General features: G+C 35.7%; 25 protein-coding genes. 11 read left to right on the top strand and 14 right to left on the bottom strand.

Annotated features, from left to right (window positions below; translation table 11 throughout):
* Nucleotides 1-34 precede the first annotated feature (34 nt).
* The gene (locus ACIQ2D_RS14075) at nt 35-1,237 is read right to left on the bottom strand and encodes an AI-2E family transporter (protein ID WP_402865023.1); all 1,203 of its coding nucleotides are present in this window, start codon (nt 1,235-1,237) and stop codon (nt 35-37) included.
* A gap of 74 nt (nt 1,238-1,311) precedes the next feature.
* On the bottom strand, nt 1,312-2,271 hold the full coding sequence (locus ACIQ2D_RS14070; RefSeq protein ID WP_402865021.1) for an LCP family protein: 960 nt from the start codon (nt 2,269-2,271) through the stop codon (nt 1,312-1,314).
* A gap of 194 nt (nt 2,272-2,465) precedes the next feature.
* Here ACIQ2D_RS14070 and msrA point away from each other — a divergent pair, with 194 nt between their 5' ends.
* A complete protein-coding gene (gene msrA / locus ACIQ2D_RS14065) occupies nt 2,466-2,987 on the top strand; it encodes a peptide-methionine (S)-S-oxide reductase MsrA (RefSeq protein WP_402865019.1) in 522 nt (173 codons plus the stop codon).
* Nucleotides 2,988-3,092: 105 nt separating this feature from the next.
* On the opposite strand, the gene recQ is transcribed toward msrA, so the two are convergent.
* The 3 genes from recQ to ACIQ2D_RS14050 form a co-directional block, all read right to left on the bottom strand.
* Nucleotides 3,093-4,853 (bottom strand): DNA helicase RecQ, encoded by a 1,761-nt coding sequence (recQ, locus tag ACIQ2D_RS14060; protein ID WP_402865115.1) that lies wholly within the window; start codon nt 4,851-4,853, stop codon nt 3,093-3,095.
* An 8-nt stretch (nt 4,854-4,861) separates the two neighbouring features.
* A complete protein-coding gene (locus tag ACIQ2D_RS14055) occupies nt 4,862-5,962 on the bottom strand; it encodes a TcaA NTF2-like domain-containing protein (protein WP_402865017.1) in 1,101 nt (366 codons plus the stop codon).
* 227 nt (nt 5,963-6,189) lie between these two features.
* Nucleotides 6,190-7,386 carry an MFS transporter gene (locus ACIQ2D_RS14050; protein ID WP_402865015.1) on the bottom strand — a complete coding sequence of 399 codons (1,197 nt, stop codon included), beginning with the start codon at nt 7,384-7,386 and terminating at the stop codon, nt 6,190-6,192.
* Nucleotides 7,387-7,858: 472 nt separating this feature from the next.
* On the opposite strand from ACIQ2D_RS14050, the gene ACIQ2D_RS14045 reads away from it, so the two are divergent.
* The 3 genes from ACIQ2D_RS14045 (at nt 7,859) to ACIQ2D_RS14035 (ending at nt 12,084) form a co-directional block, all read left to right on the top strand.
* Complete coding sequence (locus ACIQ2D_RS14045; RefSeq protein ID WP_402865013.1) at nt 7,859-8,644, top strand: ABC transporter ATP-binding protein; 786 nt, start codon at nt 7,859-7,861, stop codon at nt 8,642-8,644.
* Nucleotides 8,644-10,272 carry a hypothetical protein gene (locus ACIQ2D_RS14040; RefSeq protein WP_402865011.1) on the top strand — a complete coding sequence of 543 codons (1,629 nt, stop codon included), beginning with the start codon at nt 8,644-8,646 and terminating at the stop codon, nt 10,270-10,272. Before ACIQ2D_RS14045 ends, ACIQ2D_RS14040 begins: the two co-directional genes overlap by 1 nt.
* Nucleotides 10,273-10,479: 207 nt before the next feature.
* Nucleotides 10,480-12,084 (top strand): ABC-F family ATP-binding cassette domain-containing protein, encoded by a 1,605-nt coding sequence (locus tag ACIQ2D_RS14035; protein WP_402865010.1) that lies wholly within the window; start codon nt 10,480-10,482, stop codon nt 12,082-12,084.
* Nucleotides 12,085-12,395: 311 nt separating this feature from the next.
* Here ACIQ2D_RS14035 and ACIQ2D_RS14030 read toward each other — a convergent pair whose 3' ends face one another.
* Nucleotides 12,396-13,280 (bottom strand): gluzincin family metallopeptidase, encoded by an 885-nt coding sequence (locus ACIQ2D_RS14030; RefSeq protein ID WP_402865008.1) that lies wholly within the window; start codon nt 13,278-13,280, stop codon nt 12,396-12,398.
* A 193-nt stretch (nt 13,281-13,473) separates the two neighbouring features.
* Nucleotides 13,474-13,905, bottom strand: a complete 432-nt coding sequence (locus ACIQ2D_RS14025) for a VOC family protein (protein WP_402865006.1) — start codon at nt 13,903-13,905, stop codon at nt 13,474-13,476.
* Nucleotides 13,906-14,077: 172 nt separating this feature from the next.
* Here ACIQ2D_RS14025 and ACIQ2D_RS14020 point away from each other — a divergent pair, with 172 nt between their 5' ends.
* Both ACIQ2D_RS14020 and ACIQ2D_RS14015 read left to right on the top strand, forming a co-directional pair.
* On the top strand, nt 14,078-14,293 hold the full coding sequence (locus ACIQ2D_RS14020; protein WP_402865004.1) for a VOC family protein: 216 nt from the start codon (nt 14,078-14,080) through the stop codon (nt 14,291-14,293).
* The gene (locus tag ACIQ2D_RS14015) at nt 14,294-14,440 is read left to right on the top strand and encodes a VOC family protein (RefSeq protein ID WP_402865003.1); all 147 of its coding nucleotides are present in this window, start codon (nt 14,294-14,296) and stop codon (nt 14,438-14,440) included.
* A gap of 34 nt (nt 14,441-14,474) precedes the next feature.
* Here the strand turns inward: ACIQ2D_RS14015 and ACIQ2D_RS14010 are convergent, their stop codons facing one another.
* The 3 genes from ACIQ2D_RS14010 to ACIQ2D_RS14000 all read right to left on the bottom strand — a co-directional run bounded on the left by ACIQ2D_RS14010 (nt 14,475) and on the right by ACIQ2D_RS14000 (nt 16,015).
* Entirely contained in the window at nt 14,475-14,696 is a 222-nt protein-coding gene (locus ACIQ2D_RS14010) for a transcriptional regulator (RefSeq protein WP_402865113.1), read from the bottom strand.
* Nucleotides 14,697-14,939: 243 nt separating this feature from the next.
* Nucleotides 14,940-15,476: a GNAT family N-acetyltransferase gene (locus tag ACIQ2D_RS14005; RefSeq protein WP_402865001.1), complete on the bottom strand. Its 537-nt coding sequence runs from the start codon at nt 15,474-15,476 to the stop codon at nt 14,940-14,942.
* A 278-nt stretch (nt 15,477-15,754) separates the two neighbouring features.
* Entirely contained in the window at nt 15,755-16,015 is a 261-nt protein-coding gene (locus ACIQ2D_RS14000) for a hypothetical protein (protein WP_402864999.1), read from the bottom strand.
* A 548-nt stretch (nt 16,016-16,563) separates the two neighbouring features.
* Here ACIQ2D_RS14000 and ACIQ2D_RS13995 point away from each other — a divergent pair.
* Complete coding sequence (locus ACIQ2D_RS13995) at nt 16,564-16,977, top strand: hypothetical protein (protein ID WP_402864997.1); 414 nt, start codon at nt 16,564-16,566, stop codon at nt 16,975-16,977.
* Nucleotides 16,978-17,120: 143 nt separating this feature from the next.
* Here ACIQ2D_RS13995 and ACIQ2D_RS13990 read toward each other — a convergent pair whose 3' ends face one another.
* Nucleotides 17,121-17,591 carry a DinB family protein gene (locus ACIQ2D_RS13990; protein ID WP_402864995.1) on the bottom strand — a complete coding sequence of 157 codons (471 nt, stop codon included), beginning with the start codon at nt 17,589-17,591 and terminating at the stop codon, nt 17,121-17,123.
* 231 nt (nt 17,592-17,822) lie between these two features.
* On the opposite strand from ACIQ2D_RS13990, the gene ACIQ2D_RS13985 reads away from it, so the two are divergent.
* Together ACIQ2D_RS13985 and ACIQ2D_RS13980 are read left to right on the top strand one after the other, a co-directional pair.
* Complete coding sequence (locus tag ACIQ2D_RS13985) at nt 17,823-18,818, top strand: S66 family peptidase (protein WP_402864993.1); 996 nt, start codon at nt 17,823-17,825, stop codon at nt 18,816-18,818.
* A 134-nt stretch (nt 18,819-18,952) separates the two neighbouring features.
* Nucleotides 18,953-19,759 (top strand): S1C family serine protease, encoded by an 807-nt coding sequence (locus ACIQ2D_RS13980; protein WP_402864991.1) that lies wholly within the window; start codon nt 18,953-18,955, stop codon nt 19,757-19,759.
* A gap of 155 nt (nt 19,760-19,914) precedes the next feature.
* On the opposite strand, the gene ACIQ2D_RS13975 is transcribed toward ACIQ2D_RS13980, so the two are convergent.
* The 3 genes from ACIQ2D_RS13975 to ACIQ2D_RS13965 all read right to left on the bottom strand — a co-directional run bounded on the left by ACIQ2D_RS13975 (nt 19,915) and on the right by ACIQ2D_RS13965 (nt 21,540).
* Nucleotides 19,915-20,400, bottom strand: a complete 486-nt coding sequence (locus ACIQ2D_RS13975) for a YkvA family protein (RefSeq protein WP_402864989.1) — start codon at nt 20,398-20,400, stop codon at nt 19,915-19,917.
* A 304-nt stretch (nt 20,401-20,704) separates the two neighbouring features.
* Nucleotides 20,705-20,905 (bottom strand): cold-shock protein, encoded by a 201-nt coding sequence (locus tag ACIQ2D_RS13970; protein ID WP_402756314.1) that lies wholly within the window; start codon nt 20,903-20,905, stop codon nt 20,705-20,707.
* A gap of 335 nt (nt 20,906-21,240) precedes the next feature.
* Nucleotides 21,241-21,540 (bottom strand): DUF1033 family protein, encoded by a 300-nt coding sequence (locus ACIQ2D_RS13965; RefSeq protein ID WP_402864987.1) that lies wholly within the window; start codon nt 21,538-21,540, stop codon nt 21,241-21,243.
* A gap of 130 nt (nt 21,541-21,670) precedes the next feature.
* Here ACIQ2D_RS13965 and ACIQ2D_RS13960 point away from each other — a divergent pair, with 130 nt between their 5' ends.
* A complete protein-coding gene (locus ACIQ2D_RS13960; RefSeq protein ID WP_402864985.1) occupies nt 21,671-23,398 on the top strand; it encodes a methyl-accepting chemotaxis protein in 1,728 nt (575 codons plus the stop codon).
* A gap of 43 nt (nt 23,399-23,441) precedes the next feature.
* Nucleotides 23,442-23,723: an acylphosphatase gene (locus ACIQ2D_RS13955; protein ID WP_402864983.1), complete on the top strand. Its 282-nt coding sequence runs from the start codon at nt 23,442-23,444 to the stop codon at nt 23,721-23,723.
* Nucleotides 23,724-23,750: the final 27 nt, after the last annotated feature.

Below are 23,750 nucleotides of genomic sequence, written 5' to 3'. Positions count from 1 at the left end.
AAACAGCTACCGCACGAAGCAGTAGCTGTTTTCTTTATATATCGTATTTTTGTACCTGCTCGTCCTCGTAGCGGTTATAACGCTGTTTAAAGAGCTTAAATAGATGTGTAACAAGAACTTTCAAAATTGCATAGCCTGGTATCCCTAGAATTACACCCGGTACACCAAATAGTGAACCCGAAGTTAAAAGTACAAAGATAATTGAAATCGGGTGAATGCTGAGTGATTTCCCCATAATTTGTGGAGAAATAAATTTCCCTTCAATAAGTTGCACAACAGTCCAGACAATCGCTAGTTTGACCAACATAAACGGCGATGTTACGAGTGCAATAACGGCAGCTGGTGTAATCGCAATTACCGGTCCTAAGTACGGTACTACGCTTGTAATCATCGCAAGAAAACCTAACAATAACGCATATTCCATACCAATAATTAAGAAACCAATTGTCACCATTGCACCAATACACATTGACACTAGAATTTGTCCTTGAATATATGAACTAATTTGTTTATCCATATCGTGCATTACTTCATGTAAGCCCCCACGCATACGTGGTGGACAAATCTTCAATACAAACTTCGGTAATTTTTCGCCATCTTTTAATAAATAGAATAAAATAAATGGCACAGTAACAAGTGATAACACAATACCTGTTAACGTTGAAACAAGGCCCGTAATGCCCGTAGCAACACCTTGGGCTAAACTCGCCACTGTATCCCTCACCGTGTCCACCATATCTTCGGTGAAATCTGTGACTACTTTATTGTAATCGAAGTCATATTTATCTAGATACTCCGTGATACGAGAACTATTAATAAAGTCGACCGTATTCTGTGATAATGCCTTAAAATAAACAGGGAATTCTTGTACTAAGTTCGTAAATTGATCCCGTAAAAATGGATAAACGAGTAACACTAATAATGTCACTAATCCAATAACGCCTATAAACAATATGAGAATGCCCCAAATTCTCGGGATTCGCCAGTTTTCAAATGCACCTAATATCGGACGTAGTAAGTAATACGCTATTACCGCCAGCACCCCTGGTAAAATCACAACCTCAAATAATACTTGAAGCGGGGTGAATATGAAGGACACCTTATCATACATGTAAATAACACATGCAAGTAATACTAAAACAATAAGTGTAAATAATAAATTTTTCCCGCCTAGAAAACGGATAAATTTAGTTGAGAAAAGTTTCGTCTCTTCTCTCGGTCTTTTTTCTTGCTCCATACTCTCACCCCAATACAATTGCTCGTAACAATACTACCTTTATATTACAGGATAATCATGCCTTTTGCGAAGCATCACTCTAAAGAAATACCTAAAAATTCACGTAAGAAGTCTTTGTTCATCTCTTTGTCAATAACTATAGATGAACCTGCATGGCTAAAGTTCTTGAAAGAATAGCTACCCTCTATTGGCACAGTCGCTTTCTCAATCGTTACTTTACCTTTCGACAACATCTTTAACACTTGCAGCATTTCGCCAGCAGATGAATAATCGGTCGTTACATAGCCTTGTGCAGCGCCGACAAACTTCGGTAAGTTAAGTATATTTCGCGGTGCTAATATTTCATCCTTTAACGCTTCAATTACTTTTTGCTGACGGGCTACTCGTCCGAAGTCACCTTCTGCATCTTGACGGAAACGCGCATAGCCAAGCAATTCCTGGCCGTTTAAATTATGCACACCTTGAGTCAAGGTCACGCCAATTTTCTCAGACATATCTTTCTCTACCTCAATTTCGACACCATTCGGCGCTAAAATATCAACGAGGGACTCAAAGTTTTTAAAGTCAATTAGTGCGTAATGATGAATTGGTAATCCGAACATATTAGTTAACGTATCCTTAAGTAATTGAACGCCACCTAAATAGTAAGCAGTATTTAGTTTATATGATTGGTAGCCTGGAATATCTGCATAAATATCACGCATAAATGATACAAGCTTTATATCATTCGTATCCTTATTCCAGGAAAGAAGCATCATCGTATCCGTTCGAGATTTATCTTCACCTCTTGTATCAATACCAAGTAATAAGTAGTTTTCAATATTGCCTACAACTTTATCACCGGTGAAGTCCTCTTGCGCTACTTTCGTGCCACTAGCAAGCTCTAAACCGCTTCGATACTGCATGACCGAATATACAGCCACCATGATGACACATAGTAGTAAAAATGTGAACAACGCTCGTCCTTTTCGAAATCGTCTTTTTCTTGGACCTTGTGAACGTTGTGAACGTCGAGTATATTCTTGCTGTTCCATAACTTTAACTCCTCTATATTTTTTATAGTTATATAACGATTGATAGCAAGTTAAGTTTCATTATTCTTAACAAAGTTAGACTTTTGACATTCTACTTCAACGTAATTATATATCTATCCGTTATTCTACACCTAAATTACTTAAATAGAGAAAATAATGATATAATTTTTTTCACGATAGAGAGGATGGTAGTTATGATTGAAAAAGCTGCATTTGCAGGTGGATGTTTTTGGTGTATGGTGAAGCCATTTGTTGAATGGGACGGAATACATAAGGTGACATCTGGCTATATGGGCGGACATGTAATAAACCCTACATATGAAGATGTAAAACAAGGTACTTCTGGACATTTAGAAGTTGTCGAAATTGAATTTGATTCTACAATTTTTAGTTATGAAAAATTAATTGATATTTACTGGATGCAAATAGATCCAACAGACGTGTTTGGACAGTTTCATGACCGCGGTGCTTCTTATACAACTGCAATTTTCACATACAATGAAGAGCAAAAACGTTTGGCAGAGGCATCGAAAGACAAACTTGCGACAAGCGGTCGTTTCGATAAGCCTATTGTAACCATAATTCGCGATGCTCAAAACTTTTACCCTGCAGAAAATTATCATCAAGACTACTATAAAAAAGAGTCAGAAGCTTATCAAGAAGATCGCGCCAAATCTGGTCGAGATGAATTCATAGTTAAGCACTGGAAAAAGTAGCATAAGAAAAAACCTTCGTAAAATGTAAGGCTAATTTTACGAAGGTTTGATTTTTATTGAATTAACTATTATTCAATTGACTATTGTAAACAATTTTACAATCATTTATTCCGAAAAAGCATGCATGGCATCAAAGAAACGTTTGCCGTACTTCTCGAATTTCACTTCCCCAATACCACTTACAAAACGCATACCCTCAAGCTCAGCTGGTTTTTTATCACATAATTCGCGTAATGTCTTATCCGAGAAAATAACAAATGGAGGCACTTTTTCTTCATCGGCAATTTCTTTACGTAGTTGTCTTAAATGCTCAAACAGTGGATCATTTTCTGCAAGTTTCCGCACAGTAACTGCTTGCTTACGCATTACTGACTGTTTGCCCATCAGCACTGCTTTCCCTTGCTCTGACACATAAATAGTTGGGAACGTACCATGTTTAACAGCTAGTAAGCCCTCAGCAATTAAAAATTCGATAAAATTCGATACATCCTTCACTGATTGGCCCTTCAGAATGCCGTATGTCGATAACCTTGTAAAGCCAAAATCGAGCACCTTTTGATTTTTCGAGCCGACTAACACCTGTGCAATCATCGTTTTACCGAATTTTTGACCCATACGAACGACGCACGCTAATACCTTTTGGGTATCAGTCGTTACATCCTTCACTTCACGACCATCATTACAATTACTACAACGACCACATGGCTCACCCGGAACTTCACCAAAATACGTTAAAATAGCATTTTGTAGACATCCTTCAGTATGGCAGTAATCAGTCATCGTTTGTAACTTCGCTAACTCTTGTGAAATCCGTGTTTCATCCTGTGTTTGCTCGATTAAAAATCGTTGTGTCTGCACATCTCCAGATGCATACAGCAATAGACAAGCACTTGGTAAGCCATCTCGACCAGCACGCCCCGCTTCCTGATAATAGCTCTCCATGTTACGCGGCATTTGATAATGAATAATAAAACGCACGTTGCTGGCATCAATACCCATTCCAAACGCATTTGTAGCAACCATAATACGTGCTTCGTTCTTTAAAAAGCGGTCTTGCTCAGACATTCGTAATTCCTCTGGTAACCCAGCATGATATTTAGCTACAGATACCCCAAAACGAGACAAGAGCTCATAAAGCCCGTCCACCGCTTTTCGAGTCGCTGCGTAAATAATCCCGACCTCATTTTTATTTTTTTCTACATAGTTTTTAATAAAACGCTCTTTATTTTCACCAATCAATACTGAAAAAGCTAAATTTTCACGTGCAAAGCCAGTTATAACTGCCGAATCTTCGTCAATACTTAGCAACTGGCGAATGTCATCACAGACAGCCGGCGTTGCTGTAGCTGTCAGGGCAAGGACAGTTGGCTTTTGTGGCCATAGCGTAAAAAGCTTTTGAATCGAACGATAGCTAGGTCGAAAATCATGACCCCACTGTGAAATACAATGTGCCTCGTCTACAGCTATAAGTGGTACATGTAAGTAAGAGAGTGCCTGTAAGAATTGTGTACTCTCTAATCTCTCTGGCGCAATATATAAAAGCTTAAGATAACCAGCACTCGCTAATTGCATCGTTTCGTTCACTTCTTGTACCGACAAAGTACTATTAATGTAAGCTGCTGGTATATTAGCCGCACGTAAAGACTCGACCTGATCCTGCATGAGTGAAATTAGCGGTGATATGACAATTGTTAAGCCATCTAGCATAAGTGCAGGAATTTGATAGCAAATAGATTTCCCTCCACCAGTTGGCATTACACAAAGGCTTGACTCACCGTTTAGCGTTTGCTCAATAATTTGCGCTTGTCCTGTACGAAAAGCATCATAACCGAAATGATGCTGTAACATTTGTCTTGCTTGTTCCATCATTTCTCTCACTCCTCAGCCATTAAACGAATCATTTTGTATTCGCCATCAGCATTTTTGAAGATTTCATAAACAATTGTTGTATTCGCTAGCGCTTCTTGACCAGCAGCATTTGTTAAAACATACTCGGTTTTTGCTCGCGCTACTATATTTTGACCCTTCATATCAATACTTTTCACCTTGGTGTTCGAAAAATGTATTTTTGCATTTTTCGATTTATAATAAGCCACCATACTATCAAGTGTGCCTTGTAAATCTTCTGCCCCTGTAATACTCTCCATAACGGAAGCATCATTTTCAATTACTGCAGCTTTTAAATGCTCTTGAAATAGGTCAATGAATATTTTCACTTCATCTGCATTATATGCAAATATATCTTTTCCGAATTTTTCTACCGACTGTTTAACTGCTTCCTTGTCTCCTTCTTCAATATATGGATACAAGTTTTTCGATTGTGCTAGACGATTTGTTGGACTCATCCCCTCAGCAATCCATTCATCAAGTGATGTCACAATATCCTGAAGTGGCAATATGTATGGTTCCGCTACACCTTGCTGTTTACGATTGAAATAAATTCCGACAACTTCTCCATTTGCTTCATTCATTACTGGACTACCAAGAGGTAACTCTTCCTCCGCCTCAACATAATATGCGGCTACTTTATCTTCATATTTTTCAATTGTATACGGTTGTCCATCCACATAAACCCCTAAATTGTGCAGCTCACCATTATATACATTTGGTACTTTGACTTCCGTTTTGTATTTCACCTGCAAAATCGCAATATTATGAGCTGTAGACATATAATGTACATCTGCTTGTACAAATTTATCATTACTTAATTGAACAAGAGCTGTCGGTTTTGATGCGACGAGCGCACCATTTGTCACAATATAAAGTGTTGAATCTTCTTTTTTTACAATAATCCCTGCACCTACACCGTTTTCTCCAATAATTTTTACTTCAGGTACAATTTTTTCTTCTTGTTTAGCTACCTGCTCTGTTGTTACGTCCTTTTTTTGATTCTTTAGCATTTCAGCAACTGTTTGATCGCCACAACCCGCTAAAATAATCGCTGTTGCACCAAGCACTAAAAATTTCTTTCGCATTCGTTCACCAAAACTTTCTTATAAACTTCTTTTCTTACTCTCTATAATATACAAGGAGTTCAACCGTTTCAAGTTTACATAATATTATTATATTGATACTAGAAATTACTTTTCTTTTCTTACGAATCTTTCCACCCATATTTTCGTTCTAATCTTGCTTTTTCACAGTACAAATTGCTCAAAAAGATGACTTGGAGCATAATTTTCCGTTTAAAAAAGACATGCTACTATTTTGTAGCATGTCTCTTACTTTTCTTTAGAACTAAGACTGAACCAATGACACCTAGCATTAAGATGATATAAATGGCATAAGTGATATTGTGACTTGCTGTTTTATCATAAAAATAGCCAACCACCAGTGGGAGCAATGCGCTCATCATAAAGCCACCTGACAATACCATCGAAGACCAACTATTCGCCTCCTCTGTATTTGTCGCTTCATCAAGTGGTAGTAATAAAGCAATCGGAAACAACCCACTTAGTACAACACCAATAATAAAAACAGCAATCCATAACATGAATCCTGTACCTACCCATAATAATGCAAAACCTATTACACCAAGTATACCTAAGCCGAGTGCCCATGCAATACGATTTGGCCATTTCTCCATCAGCAATGTGATACTAATATTACCTGCCATTTGCACAAGCGCCATGAATGTTAGAACCGAGCTTGCCAACATAAGTGAAAATCCTTTGTCTTGTAACATTGCTGGTAGCCATGACATCATGGCAAAAAACAAAGATGTTTGTAATCCTAAGAATAGTAGAATTATCCATGCACGACCGTTTTTCCATGGATTTCGAACCGTTCCATGCACCGTAGCTGATGCATTTGGCATCTCAACCTGTTCTTTAGGTATTGCCAATTGCCAAATAACTACCGCAGCAATTGCGAGCACTGTCCAACTACCAATTGCGATCGTCAAACTTTTATCAAAAGCATTATAAATGGGAACCGTCAACCCAGCACTTAGCATTGCTCCAGTACCAATCCCAAATGAATACACACCCACAACTGTCGTAAATCGACTTGGAAACTTTTCTTTAATATAAGCATTTATTATTGGACCAATTACCCCTATCGCAAAACCAGCTGCAAAACTTGTCACAACAAGTAATAAATAGCTTTCTGTTATAAAACGTAATCCATTTGCTATTACGATAATGATAAGAAGCAAAAGAATTGACGACTTTGGACTTAGCCTTTTTTGTAAAGGCACAGCTAACGGAGCAAATAACCCCATACAAAATACTGGAATGGATGTGAGTAGGCTCATTTGTGTATTGGACACTTGGAGTGCATCCATTAATACATTAAAAAGCGGCCCAATTGCTGTCACAGCCGGTCGTGTATTTAGAGCAACGAAGAATATACTCACCGCAACGAATATCGTCGACGCTGTCCATGGTTTATTATTCATAATATCTAAAACCTTTCCTTGTCTTAATTTCTTCTTAGTAAATAACATTTTAGATATGAAAACTATCGTTAGTCATTAAATTCTTTTAATTAGCTTCCACATTATTGTCTGCTCAAGCCTTAATTCCTATGCACCTCGAACAAAACTCCTGCTTAATTGTATTTCAAAGCTATTTCAAGTTTTCACGTCATATTTTCCAAGTTTACATTTAAGTAGTTGGCAGTTACAACTATTAAAATAATTATATCTGCGTGGTTGTACTAAACTTACTAACTAATTCTAAAAAAGGACTCACCTTTTTTGGCGATCATTAAAATATCATATATGTTATCGATTTTCAACACACATATTTTAGTAAAAAAATAATTAAGAAGCAGATTTTTACACTTTCTATAAATGGTTAATTTTCCCGAAACTATTTAAGCGTTCATCCGTATATAAGACAACCTGAAGAACAGAAAGGAGATGCAAAATGAATCAGCAAGAAATTTTGACGATTACAAATTTGACGAAGAGCTATGGTAGCAAGGAAATATTGAGAGGAATCGACTTGCACGTCTCAAGAGGAGAAATTATTGGCTATATTGGTCCGAACGGAGCAGGTAAAAGTACAACTGTTAAAATCATCTTGGGGATTGAAGGCGAATATGGTGGAGAAATTAAGCTTTTCGGTGAGAATATCGAACAAGATCGAATTGAATATAAACGAAGAATTGGCTATGTCCCAGAAATAGCTGATGTTTATGATAATTTAACTGGTTATGAGTATTTGACCTTCATCGGTCAGCTTTATGGTCTAGAATTAGAAATTGCTGCTGAAAAATCAAAATCCTTAATGGAATTGTTTGGCGTCGGAGAAGCCTATCATGCAAGAATTTCTTCCTATTCAAAAGGAATGCGACAAAAGTTATTAATAATCGCTAGCCTTTTACATAATCCAGATATATTGTTCTTGGATGAACCCATTAATGGATTGGATGCGAACAGTGTAATGATTTTCAAAGAGATTTTGATTCAATTGGCTGCCCAAGGTAAAACAATATTCTATTCCTCTCACATCATGGATGTTGTCGAAAAAATAAGTAGTCGAATCATCCTTCTCAACGATGGGAAAATCGCCGCTGACGGAACATTTGCCCAGCTGCAAGCAGATAATACTGAAGGGACTCTGGAAAAGATTTTCAACCAATTAACAGGCTTTCATAATCATAAGGAAATTGGTGAACAATTCGTTTCTATTGTACATGAGGTAATGTAATGAAAGATTTCATAACATTACAATTACTCGATAAAGTTAAGTTTATCTTTGTGAAAATGGGCATCAATTATGAGCTCATGAGAAAAATCCTCCATATAAAACTAACAATGGATGAACGTAGAGTTCCAACTTTCTTTAACCAGGCAACAAATAAAAAAAAGGAAGAACAAAAATACGGTTACATTAAGTCTTTGTGGATTTATGTTTTAATAGGTCTTGTGCTTATTCCATTAATCGGATTCGGTGATAACTTCCTTTTCCAGATGAGTATTACCTATGCGATTATTATCTTTATGGTTATGACATCGATGATTTCTGATTTTTCTTCAGTGCTATTGGATGTACGTGACAGAAGCATACTCTCAACTAAGCCGATTACTGCTAAAACGGTTAATGCAGCTAAAGTAATGCATATATTCATCTATTTGACGTATTTATCCATTGCAGTGACGATGATTCCGCTTTTGTTCGGCTTGTTTAAACAAGGTATTTTATTCTTTATTTTAACTGTGTTCGAGTTAGTTTTAATAAATATTTTTATCGTCGTACTTACCGCAATTTTATATATGTTTATATTGAGATTTTTTGATGGAGAAAAGCTGAAGGATATCATCAATTATGTACAAATCGGATTGTCATTGGTGCTGATGATTGGCTATCAAGTCCTTATTAGATCCTTTGAATTTGTTAATCTGGATATCGTCGTAGAGTTCCATTGGTGGAGCATTTTTCTAATTCCAATGTGGTTTGCCGCTCCTTATGAGCTACTGCTTAATGGTGACACCTCATTATTCACAGTTGTATGCAGTATTTTCTCTATCGTCATACCAATCATATCGTTATATCTTTATGTAAAGCTGATTCCGACCTTTGAAAGAAATCTGCAAAAACTATTAAACACCAGCAAATCAAAAAAGGAAAAGAAAAACCGTCTAAAAGAGTTTTTCTTAAAACTCATCTGTCGAACAAATGAAGAAAGAGCTTTCTACCGTTTTGCCTCCCTTATGATGAAACAAGAGCGAGAGTTTAAGTTGAAAGTATACCCCTCTTTAGGCTTTTCTTTTGTCATTCCATTTATTTTTATGTTTAATGTGATAAGAACAGATAATGTGGATTATTCCGTCAGCATGAGCTATTTAAATATTTATTTCAGCATGCTGATTATTCCGACTGCTGTGATCATGCTTGGACATTCAGGAAAGTATAAAGCAGCTTGGATTTATAAAATTTTCCCACTTAGAGACTATAAGTACTTGAAAAAAGGTAGCTTAAAAGCTTTTTTGATTAAGCTGTATATTCCTCTATATCTTATCCTAAGCGTGGTCTTCTGCTACATTTATGGTACGAGAATTATCCTGGATTTGTTGACGGTTTTAGTAGCAAGTTGTTTGTACACTGTGATTTGTTACATTGGTTCTGGAAGCAAGATTCCTTTCGCAAAACCTTTTGATGAAGTCGGCAATGCACAGGGCTGGCAATCTTTAATATTATTCATTCCATTAGGCATATTGGCGGGACTGCACTATTTCATGGCAACCCGTATTTCTAATGGTACAATAATTTACTTGGTTGTGATTGTAATCATTAATCTTGCTCTATGGAAACTCGTGTTTAAACGTGTAAAGTAATAATAATGCGGTTTTCGAACGGCTTGAGCCTTGTATCCTAATGGGCTTAAGCCGTTTAAATTTTTTGAGGGAATCACACCTGATAAAGTTGAAAAGCTCCATATCAGAAGTATATTTGACTATAAACGTTGGTTTAATAATGTTTATAGACTATACATCATAGTTCGTGCTATACTAGAAGCATTGTGAAAAAAAGGAGGAACTTACATGATCCAAGTAAGTAATGTAGGTCTTCGCTATGGCGACCGTAAATTATTTGATGACGTAAATATTAAATTCACACCAGGGAACTGTTACGGCCTTATCGGGGCAAACGGTGCTGGTAAATCAACATTTTTAAAAATTTTAGCTGGTGATATCGAGGCACAAGAAGGCCACGTATCAATGGGCAAAGACGAGCGCCTTTCTGTATTAAGACAAAATCACTTCGAATACGATGAATTCAACGTATTAGATACAGTAGTTATGGGTAACAAACGTCTTTGGGAAGTAAAAGCAGAAAAAGACGCTATCTACGCTAAAGAAGAATTTTCTGACGAAGACGGCATGCGTGCTGCTGAATTAGAAGGTGAATTCGCTGACCTAAATGGTTGGGAAGCTGAATCTGAAGCGGCAACATTATTAAACGGTTTAGGAATTGGCGACGAGCTTCACTACATGCTAATGGCTGACTTAGAAGGTTCTGACAAAGTCAAAGTCTTATTAGCACAAGCTCTATTTGGTAAGCCAGATGTTCTATTACTGGATGAGCCTACCAACCACCTTGACTTAAAAGCAATTCAATGGTTAGAAGAGTTCTTAATTAACTTTGAAAATACAGTCATCGTTGTATCGCATGACCGTCACTTCTTAAACAAAGTATGTACACATATCGCTGACCTTGATTTCGGTAAAATTCAACTATACGTTGGTAACTATGATTTCTGGTATGAGTCTAGCCAATTAGCACAAAAAATGATGGCAGACCAAAACAAGAAGAAAGAAGAGAAAATTAAAGAGCTACAAGCATTCGTTGCTCGTTTCTCTGCGAACGCTTCTAAATCAAGCCAAGCTACTTCTCGTAAAAAAATGCTGGATAAAATCGAACTTGATGACATTAAACCATCTAGCCGTAAATATCCATTCATCAACTTCCAAACAGGCCGTGAAATCGGTAATGACGTGTTAACGGTTGAAGGCCTTACAGCAAGTAACGAAGGCGAAACATTATTTAAAGATATTCGCTTCTCAATGAACAAAGAAGACAAAATCATTTTACTTGGTAGCCCACTAGCAAAAACTGCCCTTCTAGATATCCTTATGGAAAAAAGAACAGCAGATGCTGGTACATTCAAATGGGGTGTAACAACGTCTCAAAGCTACTTCGAGAATGATCATGATAAATACTTCGAAGGTTCAGAAAAATCATTAGTAGAATGGTTACGCCAATACTCACCTGATGATGAAACTGAAAGCTTCTTACGTGGTTTCTTAGGTCGTATGTTATTCTCTGGTGAAGAAGTGAAAAAATCTCCTTCTGTGTTATCAGGGGGCGAAAAAGTTCGTTGTATGCTTTCAAAAATGATGCTTGCAACTGCAAACGTTATTTTACTAGATGAGCCTACTAACCACCTTGACCTTGAGTCAATCCAAGCACTAAACGAAGGCTTAATCCGCTTCAAAGGTGCAATGATCTTTACATCTCATGACCACCAGTTCATCCAAACAATTGCAAACCGTGTCATCGAAATCCGTGAAGACGGTTCAATTTTAGATAAGCAATTAACTTACGATGAGTTCCTTGAGTGGAAAGATAAACAAGGTTTAAAATAAGTCGTTCTTTCAATGAAACGAAATGTAAACATTGATAAATCAACATTTAAAGAAGCTACTCATCTCGAGTAGCTTCTTATTTTAGTTTATTAAATTCTCGACTACTGAAATTTTTCGTTTTCCTAAACCTCACAATTATATACAGCCCTCCACTGAAGTAATCGATACATATAATGCCTTTCATCATTGAGTAACTTTTTGAAATTGTAAAGGCTGTTTTCTAAAAGTTTATATAGATATCTCGCAATTCGAATATATAACAAAAGCTATCCATTAGTTGAATAGAATCATACATTCTCATATAGAAAAAATTATTCTTTTGTAAAAAATTTCGGATCTATTTGATCAATAACTGAAGTAGCAGTAAAAAAGGATCCCATTTTTATTTTGTCTTCATATGTTAGTCCCGTTTGACTATTTTTAATAAAAACTACCCAATCATTTTCTATCTCACTAATATTTCCCCCGTATATTTCCTCAATTTTTTTTGCCAAGTCATCTTCGTTGTAAATCTGTTCAAACATTTCTAATCCATAAGTGTCTATTAAATAAGTAATTAAAGAAGCTGAATGAATATAGCTCATCCATTGAAGGGTGTACTCTTCTTGGTTTGTAAGGGCTGGGCGAAAATAGGCATCGTCTTGATTCAAATCAATCAACTTGCTAATTGGTATTAATTTGTTTGAATCGATAAAATACTTCATAAGCTTATGGGCATTTGATTTTGATTTTCCATACTTATCTTCCATATAAGTAGCAAAACCCTCTTGCGTTAAATAGCCCCTGCTTGAATCAAAATTGTTGCCATAACCAAGTAAAGAATGTGTCAGTTCATGAACAAGTGGATATTGATTTTCCTTAATGCCATATAGAATGATTTTTGATTTCAATCCCCATGATACTTGATTTCCCTCATTGAGAAATACATCTATTGTCTCAGATGGAACATATGCAGTATGAATTGAATTTTGAATTTCATCATAGGCATTTAGAAGTTCGTCTTTTATTGATTCTACTTTTTCTTGTGGAACCTTTATTGTATTAATAATCTTAAAGGCTATTTTCCCATCCGCTGTAACAACAATATTTTCATCAATTTTTTCTTTTTGTATTTTTTCTTTAGGAACAACTGTATCCGGAGTACAAGCTGATAATAAGAATATAAATATCAGGAAGAAGCCTCTAAACTTAAACATATTACCTCCTGAAAAATAAGTATGTTCCAATCAATACGAACTTTAAATGCAAAAGTTTCATTATTTATGTCTTTAAAGAAATAGAACTTAAATGAACTCCTGATAATTAGGAGTTCATTTATTTATTAGTGATACACCCATTATCTTTTAACATAACTTATTAAAAAGGATACTGTTTGTAGTTGAATTATCTTTATTCGATAATCAACATATCATTTTCATCAAAGTTCCAGTCCTCTGAGTATGCGACTTCCCAATAGTAGCCATCTGGATCCGAAAAATACCCACTGTACCCTCCCCAGAAAACTTTTTGAGGTGCTTTAACAATTGTGCCTCCAGCTTTTTCAGCCTTCTCCATGATTTCATCTACTTCTTCCGCGGACTTAGCATTGTACGCTATAGTAATACCTGAAAATCCTTGTTTGCTTGGTGATTCTTTTTCATTAATATCTTTTGTTAACGCCTCTAAAGGATACAAGGAGAGTTTTGTACCTGCATTATTAAAGAAAACAATTCCTGGACTTTCCTCAGTCATTGATGTTTGAAACCCTAAGCCATCTCTATAAAAAGTTAAAGATAAGCTAATATCCCTTACACCTAGCGTAATTAGATTTATTCTATTCAATTTTATACCACCTTTTCATTATTATTGCTGAAATTCTATATTTATTATATTATCAAAATCCTCTATTTTGTATATGTTTCGTCATTTAATTTCCAACTATTAACTGATACCATTTGAATATATGAGATAATAATTTATGAAATGCTGGTTGGGATATATCAGGAGGGTTAGGATGACCATAAAGCAAGTAAATCATTTGGTTTTGACTGTTAAAAATATTGATCAAACCTGTAAATTTTTCAAGGACGTATTAGGAATGGATCTCATTACGTTAGGAGAAGGTAGAAAAGCTTTAGGTTTTGGGCAACAAAAAATAAATTTATATGAGGTAGGAAAAGAGTTCGAACCGAATGCTGCAAATGTAACGTCAGGAAGTGCTGATTTGTGATTGAAAACAGAGGACTTATTATTAGATGTAGTAGAGCATTTTAATCAATTGGATGTTTCGATTGAAGAAAGTCCGATTCAAAGAACAGGGGCAATGGAGCCAATTATGTCGGTTTTCATTCGAGACCCCGATGGAAATTTTGATTGAGATTTCGAATTATTAATGTACTTTAATTTTAATATTACATGAAATCTCTTTCTTTGCTGATGATTGGAGATATGGCTAGAACATTATCGATAATAAAAGTACGTTTGGCACGCCTTGTAAAGCAGTACGCTTGAAATGAATCACTGCCAATCTTGATAATTTTCACACGCCTTTTTGATATTGCTCCCTGCTTAGACACATAAATCATGTTTATTGGCTGATTACGTTGTATTGCTTTTATTAACTGTTCTTTCAGCAACGATCCCCCTTTTTGTACAATTATAGAACAAACGTTCTCGTCCGAGCAATTGAAAAGTTTTACGAGGAAAACTCACGAACATTTCAGTGGAGCGGAAGGCGGGTACTCCAGCGGGATAAGCAAGTGAACCGAGACCCTGGACTGAGCGTAGCGAGGGTAGCGGCTCGGTGCTTGCCCGCGGAAAGCGTCCGCCTGTAGCGTAACGATGCGAACGATCGTATTTATTGATGAAAAGATGAATTATGAAATTGATTCATTTACTAAAGAATAAATATTCGTGTCATATGGTACACCATCTTGATACATAAATTTTTTTAAAACGCCCTCTTTTTCAAAGTCCAATTTTGTTAACAATTTAATAGATGATTCATTTTCAGTAAAAACCATTGCACCAATACGAGTTAAGTTAAGCTCTTGAAAACCATATGAGATCACTTTTTTGACCGCTTCAATTGCATATCCCTTCCCCCACTTTTCAGGGATAAGTGCATAGCTAATGTCAACCCTTTTATGCTCTTGAGACCACTCTTGAAAACCAATTGTTCCAATAATACCCGCTTCTCCTTTTACTGCAATTCCCCATTTAATGCCTCGCTTATCTTCATAGTTCATAGAAAAGTTTCTTATAACTTGTTTCACTTGATTTTGATTAGACAATGGACTTTGCCCGTAAAATCGCAGAACATCAGGATTAGAAAAACAAATTAAAATATCTAAAGCATCATCTTCAGTAAGTTCTCTTAACATCAAACGATCTGTATTTAAAGTTGGAAACATACTGCCTACACCCCTGTCTAAAAGTAATATTCACTTTCAAAATGTACGTTTAAATCTTTGGAGATGATGACTATTTATGGAACTTAGTAAAATACCGCACCTCTCCGGGCACTAAAATTTATTCATCCAAAATAGTTTTTAATGACATCTGCAGCAGTAGCAAAGACGATATTTGATTTATTTTCATATACAACATTAAGCGTTGAGTAACTATACAAAAGCCCTTTATAATTCTCAATTTCTTTTTCAAATTCATCTGGATTAATAGATACTTTCGGTCATTGACATCTTTCAGGGATAACCGTAGTATCAATTCGGTCAATTTTTTGAGAGTTTACGCTAATTTTTAATGAAAGCAATATTCCTATTAGACTAACTCTAATTGTTCCTTTTTTATAACTTGCGACAAAACTATTTCCGTTATCTAGTACTTCTAAACCGTTAGTTTCCAAATACTTCATCATTTCTTTGTGTAATAATTTTATAGCATATTCCATTGCTGGATGTACTTCTTCTTCTACGATAAGATTTGTCTGCATTATTAAAGACTCTTATCATTCTTTCGAGTCAGCTAACTGTATAAAACTCTGAATGCTATACATAATCTACACTCCTAGCATAATCATATGACAATAAGGTAGTGATATGTAACAAAAATCTGATACAAGAAGAATTTATTTACCTTGGACTGTTTTGTTACGATAAGACTTCACTCAGACATTCCTTCTATATACTTCAATTTCTTAATTAGCCCCTTCATTCTTACTCTTACCAACAATTTTAAAAGTCCTTGAAGTGCATGCTGTTTGTTTTCATCATATGTAGTAAAGGCTTTCACTCACTCTGGGCAATTATAGTAAAACAAGGTCAATTAAAAGGCAAAAGTCTACCATTTCACTTTTTTAAAATCCCCATCCGCCTAGCATATATTTCTTCATGGGTATAGATACAAGGTCAGTTTTTTTAAATAAAAATAGATTTTTAATCTTTTTGACGGACAAATTACCAAGCAGCTTTCTTTTTTCAAACATAGATTATTAGTGTAAGGCGCGCATTACATTACTAATTACGAAAGGGGGTCTAGAAGATGAATGATAAAAGATATGTGAAGCATATGAATTGGGATAATAAATGTTGCCAACATACAGACAAATACGAGAAAAAAGATGACAAAGTTTGCAAAATGGTTGAAGTATGTTGGGAAAAAGAAGACAAAGGATGTAATAAAGAGGAAAAATGTCACTGTAGAAAAGAAAACAAATGTGAGAAAAAACACAATAACGACTGTGATGGTTGCATTTGTAATCAATTAAGAAAATTAGAAGCTGGAACTTTAGTTGATATCTTCTTATCAAGCGGTGTTAGTTTCATTGGTTTAGTATTTATTAGCCTAGATGAATGCAATTGCTGTGCTCACTTCCTTGAAGTTGATGCAGCAGGTAATGTACCTCTTGTTGTAGATTGTAGAAAGATTGACGCAATCCGTAGAAGTGTTAGCTAACTAATTAAGAGCCTCGTTCCATATGAAAGAGACCTTTACATTTCTAATACTTTAAATTGACCTCTCTTAAAATTAGAAATGTCACAAAACCACAACCCAAATTAAAGCGGCAGATACGTTATGTATCCGCCGCTTTTTCATGATTATTGCATTTCTTTTGTAGGACCCATAATACCTGGTACTGTTAAGCCTGCCTGACGTAGTAATACAGTCATTTGACCACGGTGATGTGTCTGATGATCAATAAGTGTACGTAATAGTTCACCTCTGGCAATTGGTCCAGTAAAGCCTTTTACTTCTACTACAAGATCTTCATCTGAAAGCTTAGCCGCTTCCTCTTTCACACTTTTAACTACTTTCTCATATGCAGCAACAATTTCAGCAACATTTGAAGGGATTGGTGCATCCTGACTAATCATTGGTACTTGTAGGCCCGCTAAATAACTAAAATAGCCAGTAGACCCTACTAAATGCCAGCTTAACCAACCTAGTGAACTATGTCCCTCCACAATACTTTGGTCTAGCTTATCATCTGTCATTGCTTGCATTACTTGAGCTGTGCCCATTGCAGCCGCAGACCAATCTTTTAGAAAATCATTTACTTGACGATACATTAAATTGCCTCCTTGTTTGCTACTTCGTTTCTATCATATAAAATCCCAGTATATCAATCAAGTTATTAGCCTTAGTTTACATAATATAATTATTTAAAAACACCATCTTCTACTATAGTTCCGAGTTTCAGTCAATTTCTGCACCTCTTCGATGAACTCTGTATGTGGGCACATATCGCTACTTAATCATGTATAATGGCATAAGCTTACACAATTAGAAAGAAGGATTCTATGTTACCCCCATTAAAACAAGGCGATACAATCGGTATTTATTCACCGTCTAAACCCGCTTCCGTCACCGCTAGAGTACGTTATGAAAGAGGAAAAGCCCGCCTTCAAGCACTCGGCTTTATCATAAAAGAAGGTATTTTAACTGGAAAGGCCGATTTTTATCGTTCAGGGACGCCAAAAGAACGTGCTAAAGAGTTGAACTTACTACTGCGTGATCCGAAAGTAAAAATGATACTGCCTTCAATGGGCGGTACAAATGCCAACAGTATGTTACCCTATCTGGATTATGATGCATTAAAAGAAAATCCTAAAATACTCATGGGTCTATCCGATGTTACAGCCATTTTACTGGCTATGTATGCCAAAACGGGTATACCGGTCTTTTACGGTGCATCGGTAGCCTCGACATTTGGTGAATTCCCTCCGTTTGTTGATTTTACAGAGCAGTATTTCAAGCAACTTTTCATGCAACAGCTTGAAATCCCATATTACATGCCCATTCCTCCTATTTGGACAGATGACCGTATAAATTGGCTCGAAAAAACTACTGAAAAAACACAACACAAGAATGAATGGATTACAGCCCAAGAAGGCGTAGCTGAAGGTCGATTAGTCGGAGGAAATATCAATACTATGTACGGTTTTATCGGCACACCTTATTTTCCAACCATTAAAAAAGGTGATATTTTACTTTTAGAAGACACATCGAAAACAATTGATGTTGTTGAAAAAAATTTTGCTATGCTAAAGCTTCACGGTTTCTTTGATATTACTTCAGGTATTATTTTAGGCAAGCATGAGCAATACGACGATTTAGGGACAGGTCGCAAACCCTATGATGTTTTAATCGAGCAATTAGAAGGCCGTCAAATCCCTATATTGGCTGATGTAGATTGCAGCCATACACATCCATTACACGCAATGCCACTTGGCTTACGCGTAAAGATTGATGCCACGCTAAAACAAATACACTTTACTGAAACCTGGCTATCTTAATATTCGTGTAACCTGGAAAATTTCCGTATAATAAAACTACTATTACATTTAGATGTCGAACCACCATATTACATATGCGCCCATCAGCAATTTATCTTTGGGCGCCTTTACTAAGTTATAGTAAGGAGGCCATGATGACTGAAATACATAAGCCGTCAAACGAAGATGAGTTAACTGAAGAAGAGTTTATAGAACTTGTCCTTGCTGAGCAGCAAAAGGCATTGGCAGAAGATCGCGAACAGCGACTACAAGGCAAAAAGCCGAAGAAGCAAAAACCTATTGTAAAATGGATTGTTTGGAGTATGGCTCTCGTCTTGTTTTTCAACACTTTTGCCCTACTGTTCCAAATCTACTCGATTCCAGCGATTGAATTTTTAAAAGTATCTACTAGACTATCTGCACAAGAAGATATTCAGCTATATAAACAAGCAGTAGTTGAAGTGTCTACTGGCTCTAGTAAAGGGACAGGTTTTACGATTTCTGAAGATGGACTTGTTGTGACAAATGAACATGTCGTAGATAATGCACAAACTTTGTCCGTTGTGTTCCCTGATGATGGTATTTATGAAGCAGAGCTAATAGAAAGCTACCCCGATGTAGATTTAGCCATTCTTCAAGTACAAGGTGAAGACTTCCCAGCGCTTGAACTGGCTCAAAATCCTATCTTTACAAAGGATGAGGAAGTGAATTTTATTGGGAACCCACTTGCTTTTACTGGCATTGCGAATGAAGGAACGATACTTGAACCTATACTACTAGATGATTGGACAGAACCAGTGATAATGATACAAGCACCCGTTTATAAAGGAAACAGTGGTAGCCCTGTCCTTAATAAGGACGGACAAGTAATTGGTGTAATATTTGCCACAATGAAGCAAGAGCCATATGGTCGTGTTGGTTTAATTGTTCCAATACAAGTTCTTCATAGTTTACGCCAATAATGTTGTATTTGAGTACGAAACATAAAAACAAACGTGCTTAAGCCTAGTTGAAAACCATTCCCCTTTTATTCACAAAAACTATTATTTCCTTAACGAAAAAAGACGCCAACTTCAAATTGAATTGGCGTTCATCTCAACGGGTTTACATAATATGATTATTTAGTTTTACTTTCTCGCACCATTACATTTGCAATAGCTGATTTAATTGGAATTTTACTGATAACTTGGTCACTCGTTTCCGAAACTTTTTGTAGTACATTCAGAAGCTGGTCATCACCAGACCAATGCTTTTCGATTACTTCTGGTCCTAATTTATTAATAAGCGTGTTAATGATAATTGTAGCAATCACAATATCATCCATAAAGCCACCAAATCCAATTAATCCTTCTGGTAAAAAGTCCACTGGCAACATGAAATAGGCAATACCCCCTCCTATTAATGCTTTACTTTTTGTATCTACATTAGAATCCATCATCGTTTTAACCATCAAATGAAAAAGATCTGGCGCAAACAATAAATATTTTGTAAATTTATTGTTCTTCCCCTTTTTTGAGTCAAGAAATTGTACTAATTTTGCTCGTAGCTTGTCATAAAAATCGAGTTGCTCTTGTTCACTCGGTATTTCTTGGTATTCACTCATTGTACATTTCCTCCTTTAATATTTCTTCTCTATACCTATTATCATCATCGACAATCATTAATCCTCTTATTCATTCAGGTCGTTCATGATGATAAAGTATATACTGGAAACGATAATCTGTATTAGTCTAATCTGAAGTGATACCAAACTTTGAACATAGTAAAATGAACCATCATTATGCCTTAATACCCTTTTTAAATAGGTAGTGTGAATTCATAGTTCGAAAATGTATCTTTATATATAAAAAAGACATCCTATAAATAGGATGTCTTAAGTTAACGAATTTAATTTTAATTGCTTAGAATTAAAGTTTAGTTACGTTAGCAGCTTGTGGTCCACGGTTGCCATCAACAACGTCGAATTCCACTTTTTGACCTTCGTCAAGTGTTTTGAAACCTTCGCCTTGGATTGCAGAGAAGTGTACGAATACATCGTTTTCGCCTTCAACTTCGATAAATCCAAAACCTTTTTCTGAGTTAAACCATTTTACTGTACCTTGTTTCATTTAAGAAAACCTCCAAAAAAATAAAAGTGAACAATATGTAATTTCTTCAACGAATGAAAAATTCACATATTACAAAGAGTACCGAACGAACGCGATCACTTTTTGTAATATGTGAATCCATGTTGTTTCCGGTGAAGCAATTTAATTGTTAAGCTTAGTATAATCATTATCCATATAAATGTCAAATGATGAATACGATTTTTTAGTGATTTTGGAGAAAAATTTCTTATTTGGCTGCCTAGTTTTAAGGTCCTATACCTACAAAATTGCAAAAAAGTATCAAAAAATCCATAATTATCAATCGTTTTTATGAAAGATTATATAAGAACATTTTGTTATTTTTTACAAATTTCCATTTCCTTCGTTTCAATCGCAATAATTCCATGATATAGCTGAGCATCATCATCGCAAGCTTCACAGTAAAAGCTCTCTTCATCTGACCAAAAAGCCCAATACTTCCCTTCTTTACTTTCCTCATGTTCATAAGCATATCGAAATTCATTCAATTTCTTTTGGAGTGCTTGTTCAAATAGAATTTTCGTCTCAAATGACTCTTTTGTAATGATAAAATTTTGCCAGCCATCAAATTTCCACCAAGGTTCATAATCCGCTTTCATGTAAAGTATTGTATACATAATTCGCCACTTTCCTTGTTGTTATAGAGTACTTTCCATTTTAGCAAAGACACGTGAAATGTCTATTAAAACACTTTGTAATATGCTACTATGAAATTAATATGCAATAATTATTTTGGGAGGTTTTTCTATGTTTTCGAGCATTAGACCTAAGGCAGAGCTTGAAGAATTATTAAAGCGCGGAACTGATTTAGGTGCAACAGGTCGTTTCAAAAAAACACTAGCTTTTAATAATTTTAATGCAAAAGATGAACAAAATTTAAAAAAACTTTTTTATAAATTACAAGATACTACTCCTTCCATGGCTGGTATTTTTAAAAACTACTTGAGTGAAATCTCACCCTCCTCTCAACAAATAATCAGTGATGAAAATATAAATCGATACTTGTCTCAGTTTTTCCTTGCCACACGAGATGACAATTATGTCGATGAAACGGTGAAATTTTTCAACCTATTTAGAAAAAATCAATATGAACCAGGGAAACTAATTGTCGTATTCAATCAATTCGCCTTTTACATTACGACATATATTTTACATAACTTTGGGCTTAAGCCCTATAAAGCTTTTGAATACATGAAATCCTTCCAATCGGCTGTCAATGTTGACCAAGAAATGTTAGTAGAAGTACTAACAGAGCGAATTATTGAAAATGTGGTGTCTGAAGTTTCTTCGCTAATGGACGTCAATGCAAAAATTATGTATATGAAGGATTTAGTATTTAGCTTAGATCAGCAGAGTGAGGAAATTCAATCCTCTACAGCAGCAACTGAACAAATTGCAGCATCTATTAACGATGTGGCACGTATGTCTTCTCAAATCTCTGAAAAAACGACTGAATCTGTCGACCATGCTATAAACGGAAAAAATGCGATTGAACATGCATTAGCCGAAATCTTTAAAACTGAGGAGACATTTACGACAATTGTTCACTCATTTGCAGAATTACAAAAACGCGTTAATGATATCGAAAACGTAGTTACTCTTATTAACCAAATCGCCGATCAAACAAACTTACTTGCGTTAAATGCTTCCATTGAGGCTGCTCGTGCTGGTGAGCATGGTAAAGGCTTTGCAGTTGTAGCGCAAGAAGTACGGAAACTTGCTGAGGGAACAGTTTCAGCGTTAAGTGAAGTTTCTTCGAATGTCCATCATTTAAAAAGCTATTCAAACGATGTATCAAAATCAATAACAGAAACAACAGCTATTATCAAAGAAGCTACGATTGAAGCAAAGGATTCTTTACCATTACTAAATGCAATTGTAAGTGCTATTGAAGGCATTAACCTGGATGTAACAAATACTGCGGCAATTTCACAGGAACAAGCAGCTGCAATCGATGAAGTATCTGCTCGTATGATTCAAATTTCAAACCTACAAGATGATATTCGTGAATATAGCCATAATACATCTAGTGATATTCATTTGCTTGGGCAAGAAATCAATCGATTCCGAAATGATATCATTTCGAATAATAACGTACAGCTTTCTTCTATCGCTTTATTACAACTATCAAAGGCCGACCATATTTTATGGAAATGGCGCGTCTACAATATGTTCTTAGGACTGGAAAATGTTAAATCAAGTGATGTTTCATCTCATAAAGATTGTCGACTTGGGAAATGGTATACAAATAGTAGAACAATTGAACGTTTCGGACATTTACAAGATTACCGCGATTTAGATCAGTACCATGCTCGTGTTCATGAATCGGCTAAGTTGGCTGCTGAAGCTCATGCTGTTGGTGATATTCAACAAGCAGAAATTCACTTAAAAGAAGTCGATCAAGCGTCTGAGCGTGTACTTTACTTCATAAATAACTTAATTGGTTTGTTAGAAAAAGAACGTGTGATGGAGTAAATAAAGAGGGTAATCCCCTCTTCTTATAGTAGGAGGTTTTAGCGTGAATAAACGTGCATTGATTAGGTTCTTTGGAGATGTATATGGCACTGGCTACCGCTTTTTTATTAAACAGAAAGCGATTGAACTTGGCTTAAAGGGCTACTGTCTTTTAAATGATAAAGATCAAATTGAGGTAGAAGTAGAAGGCTCAAAAAAAGCTCTTGATGAATTTCTTCAATTTGTCCAAAAAGGCGTAAGCCCTCAAGCAGATTCAAATTCTTTCACTTTAGAAGTTTTCGATGATTTAAAAGGTTATGTACGTATGGAGTCGGATATTGTATAATCCGACTTCTTTTTTTATAAAGCGTTG

Source organism: Lysinibacillus sp. NPDC097287 (assembly GCF_044761695.1).
GTDB lineage: Bacteria > Bacillota > Bacilli > Bacillales_A > Planococcaceae > Lysinibacillus.
The sequence above is the reverse complement of the archived record's forward strand: the minus strand, read 5'-3'. Positions and strand labels throughout refer to the sequence as shown.